The organism is Streptococcus sp. HMSC073A12 (genome assembly GCF_001812815.1).
In the GTDB taxonomy this organism is placed as follows: domain Bacteria; phylum Bacillota; class Bacilli; order Lactobacillales; family Streptococcaceae; genus Streptococcus; species Streptococcus vaginalis.
The window spans coordinates 12,858-29,597 of sequence record NZ_KV810528.1 but is presented as its reverse complement, the minus strand read 5'-3'; the positions used below and the strand labels follow the sequence as shown (position 1 = coordinate 29,597).

Annotated in this window: 16 protein-coding genes; 10 read left to right on the top strand and 6 right to left on the bottom strand. The window is 37.6% G+C overall.

The genetic code is table 11. The annotated features are described in order from the left end of the window. The first annotated feature begins 104 nt into the window (after window positions 1-104). From HMPREF2876_RS02465 to HMPREF2876_RS02430, 8 genes are all read left to right on the top strand, one after another. Window positions 105-356: a hypothetical protein gene (locus HMPREF2876_RS02465; protein ID WP_070584111.1), complete on the top strand. Its 252-nt coding sequence runs from the start codon at window positions 105-107 to the stop codon at window positions 354-356. A 36-nt stretch (window positions 357-392) separates the two neighbouring features. Then, window positions 393-1,010, top strand: a complete 618-nt coding sequence (locus HMPREF2876_RS02460) for a hypothetical protein (protein ID WP_224785020.1) — start codon at window positions 393-395, stop codon at window positions 1,008-1,010. A 202-nt stretch (window positions 1,011-1,212) separates the two neighbouring features. Beyond that, a complete protein-coding gene (locus tag HMPREF2876_RS02455; protein WP_070584109.1) occupies window positions 1,213-1,656 on the top strand; it encodes a DUF1492 domain-containing protein in 444 nt (147 codons plus the stop codon). A 47-nt stretch (window positions 1,657-1,703) separates the two neighbouring features. After that, window positions 1,704-2,282, top strand: a complete 579-nt coding sequence (locus HMPREF2876_RS02450) for a THO complex subunit 7 family protein (RefSeq protein ID WP_070584106.1) — start codon at window positions 1,704-1,706, stop codon at window positions 2,280-2,282. After that, on the top strand, window positions 2,282-2,620 hold the full coding sequence (locus HMPREF2876_RS02445) for a hypothetical protein (protein ID WP_070584104.1): 339 nt from the start codon (window positions 2,282-2,284) through the stop codon (window positions 2,618-2,620). The genes HMPREF2876_RS02450 and HMPREF2876_RS02445 overlap by 1 nt, the downstream gene beginning before the upstream one ends. 122 nt (window positions 2,621-2,742) lie before the next feature. Further along, on the top strand, window positions 2,743-2,949 hold the full coding sequence (locus HMPREF2876_RS02440) for a hypothetical protein (RefSeq protein WP_070584102.1): 207 nt from the start codon (window positions 2,743-2,745) through the stop codon (window positions 2,947-2,949). An 875-nt stretch (window positions 2,950-3,824) separates the two neighbouring features. Next, entirely contained in the window at window positions 3,825-4,265 is a 441-nt protein-coding gene (locus HMPREF2876_RS02435) for a LytTR family DNA-binding domain-containing protein (protein ID WP_070584100.1), read from the top strand. After that, entirely contained in the window at window positions 4,262-4,720 is a 459-nt protein-coding gene (locus HMPREF2876_RS02430; RefSeq protein ID WP_024053227.1) for a DUF3021 domain-containing protein, read from the top strand. Before HMPREF2876_RS02435 ends, HMPREF2876_RS02430 begins: the two co-directional genes overlap by 4 nt. A gap of 188 nt (window positions 4,721-4,908) precedes the next feature. Here the strand turns inward: HMPREF2876_RS02430 and mutS are convergent, their stop codons facing one another. Both mutS and argR read right to left on the bottom strand, forming a co-directional pair. Further along, a complete protein-coding gene (mutS, locus tag HMPREF2876_RS02425) occupies window positions 4,909-7,470 on the bottom strand; it encodes a DNA mismatch repair protein MutS (RefSeq protein ID WP_024053228.1) in 2,562 nt (853 codons plus the stop codon). Window positions 7,471-7,838: 368 nt separating this feature from the next. Next, window positions 7,839-8,279, bottom strand: a complete 441-nt coding sequence (argR, locus tag HMPREF2876_RS02420) for an arginine repressor (RefSeq protein ID WP_003027809.1) — start codon at window positions 8,277-8,279, stop codon at window positions 7,839-7,841. 103 nt (window positions 8,280-8,382) lie between these two features. Here argR and argS point away from each other — a divergent pair, with 103 nt between their 5' ends. Then, the gene (gene argS, locus HMPREF2876_RS02415) at window positions 8,383-10,071 is read left to right on the top strand and encodes an arginine--tRNA ligase (protein ID WP_024053229.1); all 1,689 of its coding nucleotides are present in this window, start codon (window positions 8,383-8,385) and stop codon (window positions 10,069-10,071) included. Between the two features lie 54 nt (window positions 10,072-10,125). Here argS and nrdI read toward each other — a convergent pair whose 3' ends face one another. The 4 genes from nrdI to malQ form a co-directional block, all read right to left on the bottom strand. Beyond that, window positions 10,126-10,581: a class Ib ribonucleoside-diphosphate reductase assembly flavoprotein NrdI gene (nrdI, locus tag HMPREF2876_RS02410; protein WP_024053230.1), complete on the bottom strand. Its 456-nt coding sequence runs from the start codon at window positions 10,579-10,581 to the stop codon at window positions 10,126-10,128. A gap of 75 nt (window positions 10,582-10,656) precedes the next feature. Then, window positions 10,657-11,166 carry an ABC transporter permease gene (locus tag HMPREF2876_RS02405; protein ID WP_024053231.1) on the bottom strand — a complete coding sequence of 170 codons (510 nt, stop codon included), beginning with the start codon at window positions 11,164-11,166 and terminating at the stop codon, window positions 10,657-10,659. Window positions 11,167-11,317: 151 nt separating this feature from the next. Next, a complete protein-coding gene (gene glgP / locus HMPREF2876_RS02400) occupies window positions 11,318-13,576 on the bottom strand; it encodes a glycogen/starch/alpha-glucan family phosphorylase (protein WP_070584098.1) in 2,259 nt (752 codons plus the stop codon). Between the two features lie 25 nt (window positions 13,577-13,601). Next, window positions 13,602-15,125, bottom strand: coding sequence for a 4-alpha-glucanotransferase (malQ, locus tag HMPREF2876_RS02395; RefSeq protein ID WP_070584096.1), 1,524 nt, complete (start codon window positions 15,123-15,125; stop codon window positions 13,602-13,604). 329 nt (window positions 15,126-15,454) lie between these two features. Between malQ and HMPREF2876_RS02390 the strand changes: the two genes are divergently transcribed. Further along, entirely contained in the window at window positions 15,455-16,717 is a 1,263-nt protein-coding gene (locus HMPREF2876_RS02390; protein ID WP_070242133.1) for an extracellular solute-binding protein, read from the top strand. Window positions 16,718-16,740: the final 23 nt, after the last annotated feature.

The following is a 16,740-nucleotide window of genomic DNA, read 5'->3' as shown; positions in this document are numbered from 1 at the left end:
AATATTAGGCGGAAACTAATATTTTTCCTAATAAAAACAAAAGTATATACATGAATTGATATTTTATTAAAAAATAAGAAAAACAAGAAAGGTAAATTAAGGAAATGGATAATCAAGATGTGAAAATGACTTATAACAATAGCATGGCTTTTGTGGATGAGTTGGTTGATACGGTTCTGACAATCAAGGAAAGATACAAACTTGATGAACAGACAGCGCTAGAAATCTGTAAGCTATCCGCAACGCTGTACAATAGTTTTAGAGACCTAGAACGCTTGAACAGACAAGATAGAAATGCTGATAAAATCCAAGACGAATTAGAAAGCATTGCTAGCGCTATCTGGCAAACTAATTAAGCTACAAACAATCAAAAGATGAAAGAGGTAACTAATATGACTAACACAAACAAAACAACAGCACCAATGCCCCTAACAGAACTCAAAGCATGGGTAGAAGAAACTTGCGAGCTATCCGAGCTATTACAGACCAAAGACTATAAGAGCTATCTTCCTGAAGAGAAACAAGAAGAATTTGAAGCAATCGCTTTTAGTGTTTTCAATTGTTTGGAAAGCTTCTCAATGATGTTAGAAGATGATGAATTACATTATCAACCAAAGCCAATTGAGGAAGAAAGTGACTTGGATAACCAAGTTGATGAAATGGCACAATATAACGAGCTGATGAAAGAAGTAGAGGACAGCGACAAGGAAGCGCGTGAGATTGCTTATGATGATACTATTCATGAGTACATTGACAAACGAACAGAACAACTAAAGGAACAAGCAACGTTTGAGGAATTGATTAACAAGGTTGCATTATATGAGAGTGAGTTGTTAGATTATGCAGAACGTTTGTTAAGTGATGAACCATTGAACGCAGATAGTGAAACAGCAATTGGAACGCTTGATATGCTAGATGATGAAGCGGTTGACTTATTCAAGTCTGTAGACATTGACAATGAATATCAAGGTTTAGAGTATTACAATACAAATCTAAACAAAGAAGATTAAAGCAAAGTATGTCATCATAGTATCAACAGACGAGACAGCAAAGGCAAGATAAGAAACTTACTGATTATCAGTAGGCTTCTTATCTTGGATAGAGAAACGAACCAAGAGCGAAGCGAGAGAAAACGCAAAAAAAGCCAGCACAAGGCTGACTCCTTTGTGAATGAAAACTATAAGACTATTATAACACAAAGGAGCAGCGAGAATGACTATCCAGGAACTGAAACAAAAATTAGAGGTTATCAAGTGGCTTGATAAAGAAATACAAGGGCTACAATTAGAAATGCAATACCTAGATGAAAAACTTTTTAAAAAGTCAACTCTCACACAGGCAAGCGTACAAACTAGCAGGATAAACCACGTAGAGAATAAGATAGTAAACATCTTAGAATTAAAAGAAAATATACAGAAAAGACTTGATAGAGTTATAAAAGAACGACTGTACACCGTTGGTTTAATTGATAAGTTGAGCGACCCCCTTGAAAGAGCAGTTTTACGAATGTACTACGTCAACCACTTAGAAATCTGGGAGATTGAGGATAGCATAAGCAAATCAAAGACAACAATTTACAGAATTAAGAGAAAGGGTGTGGAAAATCTGGCAAAAATTTTACAGACTCAAAAAATACGAGATGATCCCTTACAATGACTAAAATGAGTAATCAACATATTAGAAATAATAAAGGAGAAAAAAACATGACACAAACACTTAAAGAAATTAGTCAAAAATTAGAACAATTAAAAGAATCTAATTTACAGGAGATTGAAAAGTATCAGACAGAACTAGAAGCTATTGAGCCGACAATTGAAAAAGCTAGGCAGGATATTATTGAGGCAAAAAAGAAAGTCGATGCTGCCGCTTATGACATCGCAAAGCGTGAACTATGGACTGCAACCAATACAAAAGAATTGCTAGAAGATAAATTAGATGAGTTACAACATCAACCTCTAGTCACCAAAGAAGAATACAACAAACTGGTAGATGAAATTAAAACAGTCGCCGACACAGAAAATGATGCGATTATTAAAAAAGTTGAAGACTTCTTCCCAGAGTTTGAAAAATTAAGAGAGCGACATATTGAAAACTATACACTTGCTAATAAAGTCTTAGCTTTACTTGAAAATTTCATCGGCCGCAATACAGAGGATTACAAATACGATGATGACGGTCACTTGCTTTCTGGGCGTTTTAATGGCCTATCGTATGATCTTAGAAGAAATGTTTCATTGCTTTTAGATAATTTTGTTGAAAGATATAACGAGGTAATTAAATAATGGAAAAAGAACGCAATCCTTATCAATTTTTTGAAGATATAGAGACAGGCGCAGAACGCGAAAGACAGAAACAAAACCAAGAGTTTAGTAATTTCTTGAGAGGAATTAGAGAAAAAGCAGAGACCAAGCAACGAGGTAATCAAAAAATTCTCAACAAAGCACTGCAAAGAATGCATGACGAAAACGAAGAACGAAAAGAAAACGAGATTGCACTTGCTAAAGCTAAAGCCGCGCGTGAAGCAGAGGAAGAAGCTGAACGAAAATTTGGAGTAAAAACGGAAAAGACTAAACAATTTGAAGAAGGATTAAGAGAAATGTTAAAAAAACTTTCTAAATAATTCTTCTCTGAATATTTTTTAATCTTAAAAAGATAGGGGGGTGACCCCCTACCCTTGGCAAGCGCGGAGCTTCACGCCGTCACTGTACATTTTTTCTCGCGTTAGGATTTGGGAGTTAGGAAATGAAAAAAATTAAGTGTTCGATATGTGGTAAAAAGTTCACGGCTACATCTAGTCGGTCAAAATATTGCAGTGAGAAACGCCGTAAGGACGGGGCTAGAGAGAATCAGCGGAAACTGATGAAGAAAAAGCGTGCGGCAAAAAAACAGGAAAAAATCAAAAAAGTTAATCCTAACATTTTCCTAACTAATCCTAACAAAATACGCTAATAAGTTGATAAAATGAGTGAAAACATTCAGTTGACATCATACAAAAAAAGGAATTGACTTAGGCGCCAATCTCAAAGAGATCTTAGGGTGCCAAACCAATTCCTTATTTAATTAGATTACACAGTGAATTTATTGATTTTTCTAGCACGTCATTATTAGCCCCTAAAATGCCCTGTATGACGTTTTAAGTGATTGGGGTATAATTATATTATCCGAGTGGTTAAATTAACCCCCGCCCCTATCTCGTGCCGAGGAGAGCCGCCACAAGGTGTCTTCTTACGTCGCACGCCAATTTTTCAGATTTTTAAGGGGTGTCATCACTTGCATTGAGTTTTGTTGTTATGCTATTTGTTAGGTAGCTAACAATATGATTAGCTCAGTTTTTAGGTATCAAAAGTTTATCAAGAACAACTATATTATACCAAACCAAAAAAAGCACCTTTTGGGTGCTAGTTTCTTGCCTGCTGAACTCGTAAAATTTACTCCCCTTTTTGTGGACTTTTGATAAAAATAAGTAAAAATGTAAGGAGACAGGTTTTCCAGAAATCCTGCAATATCAACGTTCCAAGGGTTCTATGCTAGTATATGATTAGCTAAAGTCCAGTTCAATAATTTTTGACATAGTTTTCTCCGTAAGTATTCTAGCTATTATTATAACATAAAGCTGTTTTTCTATCAGAAGCCCGATGTGAGGGGAACACACATCGCTTCCTAGAAAGAACCAAATAGACAAGCAAAGCAACCACTTAGGTAAAAGTCCTTGTTTTCCTAGTCGAAATAATGTTTAATAGATTTAGGAAGAAGGAGGTAGTTAGTGACCTCTTGGTATTAACGAAAATCAGCAGCAAACCAACATCTGGAAAGAAGGAATGTTTATGAAAGTTCAATTGCATATTGACGAAAAGTTTTCAGAGGAAAAAGTCATTATCGAAGCACCGGCTTTGTCAGATACCATTCAGCAACTGCTGAAATTTGCTCAACAACTCGATAAAAACAAAGTTATTCGAGCCAAAAAAGAGGAAGAGATTTACCTATTAGATACTACTGAAATTCAGCGGGTTTATATTGAAAATCGCCAAGTTTGGGCTGAAACAGTAACAGACAATTATCACTTAGGGCTTCCACTTTATCAAGTTTTGGAATTGCTTCCTGCTGATTTTCTACAGATTTCCCAATCTGAAATCATCAATACCAAACAGATTGATCATCTGAAATTGACCGACAGCGGTCTGATTCAGATTACACTAAAAAACGGTCAGATAACTTATTCATCTCGCCGTTATCTCAAAGCTATAAAGGAGAAATTACAACTATGAAAAAAACATTATTCAGAGATGCTCTAGGAGGCATTGTTATCGGACTCCTCCTATCCGTCATCTTTTCTTACTTTTTTGCACCTGTCTATCATCCGCTCAACCCTTATTCAGCAGTTGGTCTTTGGATGGAACAGCATCATATTCACGGCGCCTTAGTCGTTCTCTATTGCGCAGTAATTTGGAGTCTAATCGGCTTGCTCTTTAGCTTAGGAAAAGAGCTTTTCAAAAAAGATTGGAGCATTCTCAAAGCAACAATCTACCACTATGGGCTTATGATTTTAGGGTTTATCCCTCTAGCTCTATTAGCCGGATGGTTCCCAAGTGAACCCATTTTCATCTTACAGTTGATTTTGGAATTTACTGTTGTTTATCTCATCCTTTGGGCAATCCTGTCTTATCTGACTAAGAAGAAAATTGAGAAAATCAATCATCACTTAAACAAACAAAGCAAATAGCAAGAAATAACCGCTGTGAAAAAACTCACGGCGGTTATTTGAGCCCAACTTAGAATGCAGATTGATAGAAAACGATCATAGCTTACTAAATTGTTGTGGTTTGAAGATTAGACCCTAGCTGCAATTCTGGTATGACATTTCAGCAAATTAAGCTGTTAGTCAGTCACATCCACTATAGCTTCAACATTTTAAAGTTTCTTCTTTATCTCTGCCACAGCCAACATCACTTCCATTGGGGTCATATTATAAATGTCCAACTGGCGCAACTCGTCTAAAATAGGTGATTCAGTTGTTTCTGTAAATAAAGACATCTGCTCAGCCACTTGATTTTTTTCACGAGCATCCGCAGGTAATGTATTAAAGATGCCAAAAGATGGCTTCTCATTTACTTGGCTTTCTAATCGTGTCAATATTTGATCCGCTCTTGTCAACAAATCATTTGGCAAACCTGCAATTTTTGCTACATGAATCCCATAAGATTTATCAGCAGGTCCAACCTCAATCTTATGAAGAAATGTTACTTGACCATCTTTTTCTAGGGTTGCTACATGGACATTTTCTAGTTGTGTCAAGCTAGTTGACAGTTCTGTCAACTCGTGATAGTGAGTCGCAAAAAGTGTCTTAGCTCCTGTCCGATTGTGAATATACTCAATAATAGCTTGAGCAAGCGCCATGCCATCATAGGTGGCTGTTCCTCTTCCTAACTCATCAAAAAGAATGAGTGAATTTTCTGTTGCTTGAGAAATAGCATGGTTCGCTTCCATCATTTCAATCATAAAGGTTGATTGTCCAGAAACCAAGTCATCAGCTGCACCAATTCGAGTAAAGATTGCATCAAAAATCGGCAATTGAGCGCTTTCAGCTGAAACATAAGAGCCCATTTGAGCCATAATCACAACAATCGCTAACTGCCGCATATAAGTTGACTTCCCACTCATATTTGGGCCTGTAATTAGCTGAACATTAACATTCTCATCCATTGAAATGCTATTAGGAATATAGGTTTGTGCACCCATAACTTTTTCTACGACCGCATGCCGCCCTTTATCAATTTGGATAGAGCGCTGCTCAATAAATTCTGGTCTCACAAAGTGTTGCTTTTCAGCTACAGCTGCAAAGCTTTGCAGCACATCAACTGTTGCCATAGTTTGCGCCAAGGATTGCAGGCGTTTGATATATTTACCAGCTTCCTCACGAATGCGCATAAAAATCTCGTATTCCAAATTAGCTGATTTTTCACGCGCTTCCAACATCTCCCCTTCAATACGAGCCAGTTCTTCCGTACCAAAACGCTCTGAATTTTTCAGAGTTGCCTTGCGGAAAAAATGACTGGGAACGTGTTCAAGCTGGGAATTTGTGACATGGAAATAATAACCATCTTTTTTATTGTAATCAATCTTCAGGTTGTTAATTCCACTAGCTTCTCTTTCTTTCGCCTCAATATCTGCAATCCAGCTCGTTCCATCTCGTATAACCACTCGATATTTATCCAAGGTTTCATCAAAACCTGTTTTAATAATATTACCCTCTGTAATGACATTTGGAGCATCCGGCGAAATTGCTGACTGAATTAAGGACGCCAGTTCAGGAATTTCATCCAATTTTGCAATCAAATCTTCCAAAACTGGGCTATCAATTCCTTTTAAAATTCCCTTAATTTGTGGCACATGACTCAATGTCGCAGCAAGTTGTAATAGATCTTTCGGATTGGTCTTGCCAAACGAAACCCGACTGGCTAAACGCTCAATATCATACACTCCTTTGAGACTGTCTGATAAGTCACTGCGCTCAAAGAAATGATCTAAAAAGACTTGCACTACATCCTGCCGCTTGACGATCCGCTCTTTATCAATCAACGGACGTTGAATCCACGCTCTCAACAATCGTGTTCCCATAGCTGTCTTAGTCTCATCCATCAGCCAATAAAGGCTCCCGTGCTTCTTTCCTGTTCGAGCATTCTCTATTAAATCCAGACTTGCCATAGTTGAGTAGTCCATCTGCAAGAAATCTTTGATTTCATAATGATGAACTTGTTTCAAATGACTAAGCTCACGTAGCTGCGTTTTATGAACATACTGTAATAACTTTCCAGCTACTTGGCGCTCTAGCGGCGACAAGTCCTTTCCTAGTAGCTGAACATCATCAAATGTAGTTTCTACTTGCGATAAAAGGAGATTCATTTGAGTCTCCAATACTTGGCGCTCCATTTCAGACAATTCATACCCTAAGACCACTTCACGCGCTCGCAGGTTTCGGATTTCTCCACAGACTATGTTAAAGTCACTAAGACTTGTGACCTGAAATTCACCCGTTCCCACATCCATATAAGCCAGTCCATATATACCTGACAGCTTATCCAAAGCCACTAAAAAGTTATTCTGACTGTCTGGTTTTGAAGAATCAACTACTGTCCCCGGCGTAATCACCTGTACTACTTCGCGTTTGACTACTCCAACCGCTTTTTTAGGATCTTCCATTTGCTCTGCAATCGCAACTTTATAGCCTGCTTCAATTAAAACATCAATGTATTGCTGCACTGAATGGTAAGGAACTCCTGCCATTGGGATTGGATTTTCCGAGTTTTTATTGCGACTAGTCAGAGCAATCTCTAAAATCTGTGCCGCATTGGTCGCATCATCATAGAATAATTCATAAAAATCTCCCATGCGAAACAACAAAAAAGCATCTGGATAATCTTTTTTTATATCTAAATACTGTTGCATTCCTGGAGATAGTTTTTCTTTTGTCATTCTCATCCTTTCTGTTGGTTAATAGTGATAAGAGTGGGATAGAAATCAATAGTTTCGTAGAAACTTGATTTCTATCCCACATCCACATAGCTGGAGTAGGACAAAACTCATCTTGAAAATTTTCAGTTCGTAGTCTCACTCCCGCAAGGTTGCTCAACAGTCTGGAAGACTGTTGAGATGGTGGATAAAGAAAACAAAGTTTTTGTCAAAGGTGTTTTTCCGAGTTTGAAAAACAACAGCTTGAGACGTGCTTCGCAAGTCCTATCCGCCACCTCGAAGCATTGCTTTGAGCAATCAGCTACTGCGTCTTGTTGACTACATAAACAAAGGAAGCTGAGCTCTTTGTCCCAGCCTCATCATTCATTTTCTTAATCCATTTTCTCAAGAAGCTGCTCTTCCATTTGTTTTGCAGCTGCTGTATCACGACAGATAACTAAGAGCGTGTTAGCTCCTGCTACCGTTCCTAAAATTAGCTCACCTTTATTGGCATCCACAAAGTTAGCCAGAATAGAAGCATCCCCTAAGCGAGTATGAAGAACCAAGGAAAATTCCGCCCGAGAAACGCCCTCTACATGATAAGACAAGAACTCAACCAAATCGATTTTATTTGTTTCATCTGCTAAAACATAATAAACTTCATTGTTTTTCTTGGCTTTCGTCAATCCAATTTCACGTAAGTCCCGAGAGAGGGTTGTCTGTGTTACAATGATGCCTTGTGCCTTTAAACGATCCTGAATATCTTTTTGTGTACTCAGTTTTTCTTCCTTAATCATTCGCTTAATTAGTTTATGACGTTCACTCTTTTTCATTTTATCCTCAATAATGTATATTTATACTCAAAATTATACCAAAAAAATTGAAGATTCGTCAAAAAATATGTTAAAATACTAGTAAAAGACCAAAGGAGAAACCATGGACAATAAACAATTGATTGCAAGTGAATTGGCTAAGGTCATTGACAGCTTAGACCAAGACGCTATTTTAAATTTACTAGAAAAACCCAAAAGCTCAGATTTAGGTGATATCGCTTTTCCTGCCTTTTCTTTAGCGAAAGTAGAACGAAAAGCGCCTCAAGCAATTGCAGCAGACATTGCAGAAAAAATTGACTCAACAAACTTTGAAAAAGTAGTGGCAACTGGTCCTTATGTTAATTTCTTCCTTGATAAATCAAAAATTTCAGCTCAAGTTATCAAAGAAATTGTAAAAGAAGGAAATAACTATGGTCAGCAAAATGAAGGAAATGGAGAAAACATCACCATTGACCTCTCCAGCCCAAACATTGCAAAACCATTTTCAGTTGGTCATTTGCGCTCAACTGTTATCGGTGATGCCCTTTCTAATATTTTCCGTAAATTGGGCTATAACACCATTAAAATCAATCACTTAGGTGACTGGGGAAAACAATTCGGTCTTTTAATGGTGGCTTATAAAAAATGGGGCAGCAAAGAAGCCGTCGAAGCAAATCCAATTGATGAATTACTGAAACTGTACGTTCGTATCAATGCGGAAATCGAAACAGATCCTGAGCTTGATGACGAAGGTCGCCTCTGGTTCAAAAAATTAGAAGACGGTGATCCTGAAGCTACTGAATTATGGCAATGGTTCCGCAACGAAAGCCTGAAAGAATTTAACCGTATCTACAAATTGCTTGGTGTTGAATTCGATAGTCTGGCTGGTGAAGCCTTCTATAATGACAAGATGGACGAAGGCATCAAAATCCTTGAAGAAAAAGGATTGTTGGAAGAGTCTAAGGGGGCTAGCATTGTCAACCTTGATGATGTCAATCTGCCACCAGCTATGATTAAGAAATCTGACGGAGCAACACTTTACATTACACGTGATATTGCGACAGCTATGTACCGTGCTCGCACTTACAACTTCGTTAAAAACATTTATGCTGTAGGTCAAGAACAAGCTAATCACTTCAGACAATTAAAAGCCGTTTTGAAGAAGATGGGATTTGACTGGAGCGATGATATGATTCATGTAGACTTTGGCTTGGTAACAAAGAACCGCCAAAAATTGTCTACACGTAAAGGAAATATCATCCTTCTTGAACCAACTCTTCAAGAAGCTATCAATCGTGCTCAGTCACAAATTGAAGCCAAAAATCCTGGCCTTGAAAACAAAGAAGCTGTTGCTCGTGCTGTCGGAGTAGGAGCTGTTAAATTCTACGATTTAAAAACAGACCGCCGCAACGGTTACGACTTTGATTTGGAAGCCATGGTATCCTTTGAAGGAGAAACAGGTCCATACATCCAATATGCTTATGCACGTATCCAATCAATCCTTTGCAAGGCTGACTTCAAGCCAAGTTCTGAAGTAACATACAGCCTAGATGATGCTGAAAGTTGGGAAATCATTAAACTGCTACAAGATTTTGCCCGTGTTGTCAAGCGTGCAGCTGACAATTATGACCCATCACTCATTGCAAAATATGCAATCAGTCTTGCACAAGCATTTAACAAATTCTACGCACACACTCGTATCTTAGACGAAAGCCCTGAACGTGACAGCCGTCTGGCTCTCAGCTACGCAACAGCTGTTGTTCTAAAAGAATCTCTTCGTCTTCTCGGCGTTGATGCTCCAGAAAAAATGTAATTTTCTAACCCTATCAAAAAATCCTATCGGTATTTACAACGATAGGATTTTTTATTACATTCCGTATAATTCTTCAATTTTCAGACCAATTCGTTTGACATCTTCATTCAAGCCACGAAGTTCAAATGTGTCCAAGACTGGAAAGCCAAAGCGCTCTGCATATTGCTTAGCTGTTAAACAATATTGGTTGTTAAAATTACGATTACCACTACCAACAATTCCAAAACAGCACTTGTAATTCTCTTCAAAAGCAATAAAGTCACCTAAATCATTGGTAAGAATCTCTACATCTCCATTATTCAAACCATTTCCACCTTCTAAGTAGGTTGGTAAAAAGGCTACAAAGGGCTGAGACATGGCGTAAAATGGTCGCTCCTCTTTCACCATATCTTTTATATCCACCTGCTCAATCTCAACATTTTCATGTCGCTCTTGCAAAAAAGTGGACAAACGTTTGATAAAACTCGCTGTGTTCCCACTTAAGCTAATATAAACCAAGGAAATCTTCATATTTTCTCACTTTCTAAAAATAAAACACATCTATCATTCTCTTAAAATTCTAAGCTGATAGATATGTTTTGTCAACTATTGTAATTTTTCTTTTGCTAAGTCTTGTTGCTGCCGTTTCATCTTGAAAAAGACAATAACAAGGAAAAGAATATTAAATGCAAAATAAATAATGGTCAAAACTCTTGTCGATGAGATTGCTGTGGCACGCATCGTTTGATCTTTATAAAGATTGTTGAGTGGCATACCACCGATATAATTGTAAATTGTCCCAATAATTCCTAATAATACATAGGCAATGTAGGCAAAATTAGCGTATAAAATGTTTTTCTTAACAATGAAAACAACAGCAGCTATCAACAACAGAATAGAAAGGATAATTAATAATTTATGGGGACCATTATGAAGAAAGACAAGACTCTTTTCAGTCACTTTCACTATTTGTTTTACAACTGTTTCAGATAAACCTTTGTAGGAACTTGTATTCGTTATTTTTTCACTGCCAAAAAAAGTTCCTATAAATGTAAACGATGATAAAATGGCTGATAACGTCAGCAATACATATAAATAAATTGGTCGTTTTTTCACAATAAGCCTCCTGCTTAAAAGAGTTTTCAGTTTTATTTATTATAACGTAAGCAGTCAAAAATGGCAACAAAAATTTCACTAGTGTCAATTATTTTTTTCAAACAAAAGAAAGCCCCTCAACTATCAATCAAGGGGCCAATTCGCTATTGAACTAGTTCAAATGCCAAATTTCATCGTTATATTGAGCAATCGTACGGTCAGCAGAGAAGAAGCCTGCTTTTGCGATATTGACAAGAACTTTTTCAAGCCAGACGTCACGGTCTTCATAATCCGCAAACATGCGTTCTTTTGTTTCGATATAATCTTCCAAGTCAAGAAGCGTCATGAACCAGTCTTTATTGATCAATTCATTGTAAAGTCGTTCCAAGCGCTCTTTCTTACCAACTGCAAGAACAGCATCACTGACAATGAAGTCAACCAGCGGTTTGATTGCTTTACGAGCATAGAATTTACTTGACTTATAAGCTTCTTTGGCATACAAATCAATAACTGTTTCAGAATCTTCACCGAAGATATAAATGTTGTCATCTCCGACTAATTCATGAATTTCAACATTTGCCCCATCTGAAGTACCAAGCGTTAAAGCACCATTTAGCATGAATTTCATGTTACCAGTACCTGAAGCTTCTTTAGAAGCAAGGGAGATTTGCTCAGAAATGTCACCGGCTGCAATTAAGAAGCTAGCTGCTGTTACATTATAGTTTTCAACCATAACGACTTGCAAGTATGGAGAAACTTCTGGGTCGTTAGCAATTACTTCTGACAAGCAAAGGATTAAATGAATAATATCTTGCGCAATCGTATATGCTGGAGCAGCTTTCCCACCAAAGAAGACTGTAATTGGACGCACAGGAATGTTTCCAGCCTTGATGTCCAAGTATTTATGAATGACATAAAGAGCATTCATTTGTTGGCGTTTGTACTCGTGAAGGCGTTTGATTTGGATATCAAAGATTGATTCAGGATTGATTTCAACACCTTGGTGTTCTTTCAAGTGACGAGCTAATTTCCGTTTGTTGTGAGCTTTGATTTTTTCAAGTTCGGCTTTCACATCAGCCTTACCAGAAAATTCAAGTAAGTCTTCTAATTTTGAAGCATCATGGTGCCAATCGCGGCCAATCAAGCTATCAATGTAATTTGACAAGCGTGGATTTGCGTGCATGAGCCAGCGACGGAAGGTGATCCCGTTTGTTTTATTGTTGAATTTTTCTGGATAAATGTCGTAAAAGGCCTTGAGTTCTGAGTTTTTCAAGATTTCTGTATGAAGAGCAGCAACCCCATTGACACTATATCCATAGTGAATATCCATGTGAGCCATGTGTACACGATCATGTTCATCAATAATTTGAATAGCTGGATCTGCGTATTCAGCCTTCACGCGCTTATCCAATTCTTTGATAATTGGAACCAAGTGTGGAACAACTTCTTCCAAGAATTCAAGCGGCCATTTTTCAAGCGCTTCAGCAAGAATGGTATGGTTTGTATAAGCCGTCATATTCTTAACGATATTGATTGCTTCATCAAGCGAAATACCACGTTCTGTCAAAAGACGAATCATCTCTGGAATGACCATAGATGGGTGTGTATCGTTGATTTGGATAACAGCATAGTCAGCCAAGTCATTAAGATTGCTACCTTTTTCAATCGCTTCATCAATAATCAATTGTGCACCATTTGACACCATAAAGTATTGTTGGAAGATACGGAGCAATTCACCTTGCTTATTACTATCATCTGGATAAAGGAATAGAGTCAAATTACGAGCAATATCTGTCTTATCAAAGTCAATCCCATCTTCAATGATACTTGCATCTACTGAGTCAAGGTCGAACAGACGAAGACGGTTTTTAGTAGCTGTTTTATAACCAGGCACATCAATGTCATAAAGAGTTGATGTTAAAGTGAAATCAGCAAATGGTACTTGATAGCTACGGCTTGATTTTACTAACCAATTTTGCTCTGTCAACCAGAAGTTTGGTACTGTTGTTTGCTCATTATTTTTCAATACTTGTTGGAAAAGACCAAAGTGGTAGTTCAGACCTACACCGTCTCCATTCAAACCAAGTGTTGCAATAGAATCAAGGAAGCAAGCAGCCAGACGTCCTAAACCACCATTACCAAGTGAAGGTTCTAATTCGACTTCTTCCACTTCAATCAAGTCTTTACCAGCGTCTGCTAATTCTTTTTTGACATCATCATAAAGACCAAGGTTGATGAGGTTGTTTGACAACAGTTTTCCAATCAAAAATTCTGCTGAAATGTAATACAATTTCTTTTTACCAGTATTAACTGGTTTTTGTGCACTAGTCAATTTTGTATAGTTTAAAAGGGCAATATACAATTCTTCATTGCTGCATTCAGCAATTTCTTTTTGATAAGTTTGTTGGATAAATTCTTGTAAATTTGACATTTTTTCTCCTACCTAGAAAAGAACGTTACAATTCATTCTCTTTCTTTAATAATTTTTTATTTAAACGACGATATGTTTTCGTCAAGCTGTATAACTCTGCTTCAATCACGAGGTCCAATTCATCTGCTGTCATACGCCATGACCAATTGCCACCGATAGTTGATGGATAGTTCATACGAGCTGAACTGTCTAACTCTAATAAATCTTGCATGGTTGCAATTGCCATAAAGCTGACAGAAGCAAAGATAGTTCGTAACATTGCATGAGGAACTGTTTCATATTCCTTGCGATTGGTGTATTGAGCCATATATTCACGTGTAGCATCATCAATCTCATCACGGTACCAACCAAGAACAGTATTGTTGTCGTGTGTCCCTGTGTACATAACAGAATTGTTCGGAGCAAGATGTGGACTATCAATGCTTTCATCATTTGGATTAAAGGCGAATTGAGTCACTTTCATACCAGGGAAACCCGTTTTTTCACGTAAAGCAATTACTTCATCAGTCATAAAGCCCAAATCCTCGGCGATGATGTTTAGTTCACCCAATTCTTCCTTCACAGCTTTAAACAAAGCGTAATCAGGGCCTTTCACCCATTTACCAGGAGCGGCTGTATCGGATCCAGCAGGGATTTCCCAATAAGATTCAAAACCACGAAAATGATCGATACGAACCACATCGTAGATTTTGAAACTCTCACGCAAGCGTTCAATCCACCAGCTATACCCATCTTCATCCATTGCCTTCCAGTCATAAATTGGGTTTCCCCAAAGTTGACCGGTCGCAGAGAATTCATCTGGCGGACATCCTGCTACACATGTAGGCTGTCCTAATTCATCTGTTTTAAAGAAATGCGGTTGCGCCCAAACATCACAGCTATCAGCTGCCACATAGATTGGCATATCACCAACGATTTCAATATGATGGTCGTTAGCATAATTTTTCAATTCTAACCATTGTTTGAAGAAGAGATATTGCGTAACACGATGATAGGTCAATCGATCAGCTAGCTTTTCGCGATAAGTTGCCAAGCTAGACGCTTCACGACGACGTACCGCTGCATCTGGCCATTCCGTCCAAGCTTTCAAGTCGAAATGCTCTTTAATCGCCATGTATTCAGCAAACACTTCAAGCCATGATGCATTATCTGCTACAAATTTTTCATAGGCTGCTAAGTCTCCACGTTCTAAGAAACGTTTCACAGCTTTTTCCAAAACAGGCCTGCGATTGTTAAACACTTTCGCATAATCTACTTTTCTTGGATCTTGACCAAAGTCTAACCCTTCAAGATCACTTTGCACAAGCAATCCTTCTTCAATCAATCGATCAAAATCAATAAAATGTGTATTTCCCGCAAATGCAGAGAAAGATTGATATGGAGAATCTCCATAACTGGTCGTGCCTAAAGGCAAAATTTGCCAGTAGCGTTGCTTTGTTCTTACCAAGAAATCCACAAAATCGTAAGCACTTTTCCCAAATGAGCCGATTCCGTATTTCCCTGGAAGAGAAGAAATATGCATGAGAACACCACTTTGACGCTCTTTCATCTTATCACCTCAATAAATTTTTCTGTTAAATTTTGCATTCATTTAACGAAAACGTTTGCGTTGATTTGATTATAACTTAATTCCGACATGTGTGCAACCATTTTTCTAGTTTTTTTGTAAATTTTTAAAATATTTCGGATAATTGAATCATTTTCTTCTATATTCTATCATGATTTTTGGAGTGGAAAATAAAAAATTTTTAAGATTTTTTTAAAAAAGTGTTGCAACCGTTTTCTATTTGTGGTATACTAAGCATAGTTTAAGAAAACGTTTGCGCAAACTATTCTAAATTGTTATCTTATTATTTTATTCTTTAGGAGGAATAAATCATGAAACGTAAAATGTTGAAAAGTGTTGCAGTTCTTGGAACTGTAGGATTGGCTAGTTTGTTACTAGTAGCTTGCGGTAGCAAAAATAATAAATCAGCTTCTTCTGGTGATGGTAAAAACCTCACTGTTTACGTAGAAAAACAATACGAAGGCTACATGAAGAAAGCTGCTGCTGCTTTTGAAAAAGAAAGTGGAACAAAAGTTACTATTAAAACTGGCGACCAACTTAAAGGTCTTGAAAATCTTTCACTTGACAACCAATCTGGCAAAGCTCCAGACGTTATGATGTCTCCATATGACCGCGTAGGTAGTCTCGGTTCAGACGGCCAACTTTCTGAAATGAAACTTGATAAAGGTTCAATGACAGATGATACTACCAAAGCACTCGTAACAACAAAAGGTAAAACTTATGGTGCTCCTGCTGTTATCGAAACATTAGTAATGTACTACAATAAAGACCTTGTTTCTAAAGCTCCAACTACATTTGCTGAATTAGAAGAACTGGCAAAAGACAGCAAATATGCTTTTGCTAACGAAAATGGCAAAACAACTGCTTTCCTCGCTGACTGGACAAACTTCTATTATGCTTATGGTCTGTTAGCGGGTAATGGTGGATATGTCTTTGGTAAGAACGGTACCGATCCTAAAGACATTGGACTTGCAAATGACGGTTCTATCAAAGGTGTTGAATACGCTAAAAATTGGTATGCAAAATGGCCAAAAGGAATGCAAGATACTAAAGGTGCCGCAAACTTAATTCAAACTCAATTCCAATCAGGTAAAACAGCTGCTATCATTGAAGGCCCTTGGAAAGCCGCATCATTCAAAGAAGCTAAAGTGAACTATGGTGTTGCCACTATTCCTACACTTCCAAATGGTAAAAACTATCAAGCCTTTGGTGGTGGTAAAGCTTGGGTCATCCCTGCAGGATCTAAAAATGCCAAAACAGCTCAAAAGTTTGTTAACTTCTTGACTTCGACTGAACAACAAAACGCTTTCTATGATGCTACAAACGAAGTACCTGCAAACACAGAGGCTCGTAAATACGCTGAAGGAAAGAATGATGAATTGACTTCAGCTGTTATTAAACAATTCCAATCTGCTCAACCTATGCCAAATATCTCTGAAATGAGTACTGTATGGGATCCAGCAGCAAGTATGCTCTTTGATGCTGTAAGTGGAAAAAAAGATACTAAAGCCGCTGTAAATGATGCCGTTAAATTGATTAAAGATACTATCAATCAAAAATTTGGTAAAAAATAAAACAGATTGAGGTAGGATAGAAC

Coding starts and splice junctions, on each gene's coding strand:
- HMPREF2876_RS02465 (WP_070584111.1), top strand. CDS start 105: ATGGATAATCAAGATGTGAAAATGACTTATAACAATAGCATGGCTTTT.
- HMPREF2876_RS02460 (WP_224785020.1), top strand. CDS start 393: ATGACTAACACAAACAAAACAACAGCACCAATGCCCCTAACAGAACTC.
- HMPREF2876_RS02455 (WP_070584109.1), top strand. CDS start 1,213: ATGACTATCCAGGAACTGAAACAAAAATTAGAGGTTATCAAGTGGCTT.
- HMPREF2876_RS02450 (WP_070584106.1), top strand. CDS start 1,704: ATGACACAAACACTTAAAGAAATTAGTCAAAAATTAGAACAATTAAAA.
- HMPREF2876_RS02445 (WP_070584104.1), top strand. CDS start 2,282: ATGGAAAAAGAACGCAATCCTTATCAATTTTTTGAAGATATAGAGACA.
- HMPREF2876_RS02440 (WP_070584102.1), top strand. CDS start 2,743: ATGAAAAAAATTAAGTGTTCGATATGTGGTAAAAAGTTCACGGCTACA.
- HMPREF2876_RS02435 (WP_070584100.1), top strand. CDS start 3,825: ATGAAAGTTCAATTGCATATTGACGAAAAGTTTTCAGAGGAAAAAGTC.
- HMPREF2876_RS02430 (WP_024053227.1), top strand. CDS start 4,262: ATGAAAAAAACATTATTCAGAGATGCTCTAGGAGGCATTGTTATCGGA.
- mutS (WP_024053228.1), bottom strand. CDS start 7,470: ATGACAAAAGAAAAACTATCTCCAGGAATGCAACAGTATTTAGATATA.
- argR (WP_003027809.1), bottom strand. CDS start 8,279: ATGAAAAAGAGTGAACGTCATAAACTAATTAAGCGAATGATTAAGGAA.
- argS (WP_024053229.1), top strand. CDS start 8,383: ATGGACAATAAACAATTGATTGCAAGTGAATTGGCTAAGGTCATTGAC.
- nrdI (WP_024053230.1), bottom strand. CDS start 10,581: ATGAAGATTTCCTTGGTTTATATTAGCTTAAGTGGGAACACAGCGAGT.
- glgP (WP_070584098.1), bottom strand. CDS start 13,576: ATGTCAAATTTACAAGAATTTATCCAACAAACTTATCAAAAAGAAATT.
- malQ (WP_070584096.1), bottom strand. CDS start 15,125: ATGAAAGAGCGTCAAAGTGGTGTTCTCATGCATATTTCTTCTCTTCCA.
- HMPREF2876_RS02390 (WP_070242133.1), top strand. CDS start 15,455: ATGAAACGTAAAATGTTGAAAAGTGTTGCAGTTCTTGGAACTGTAGGA.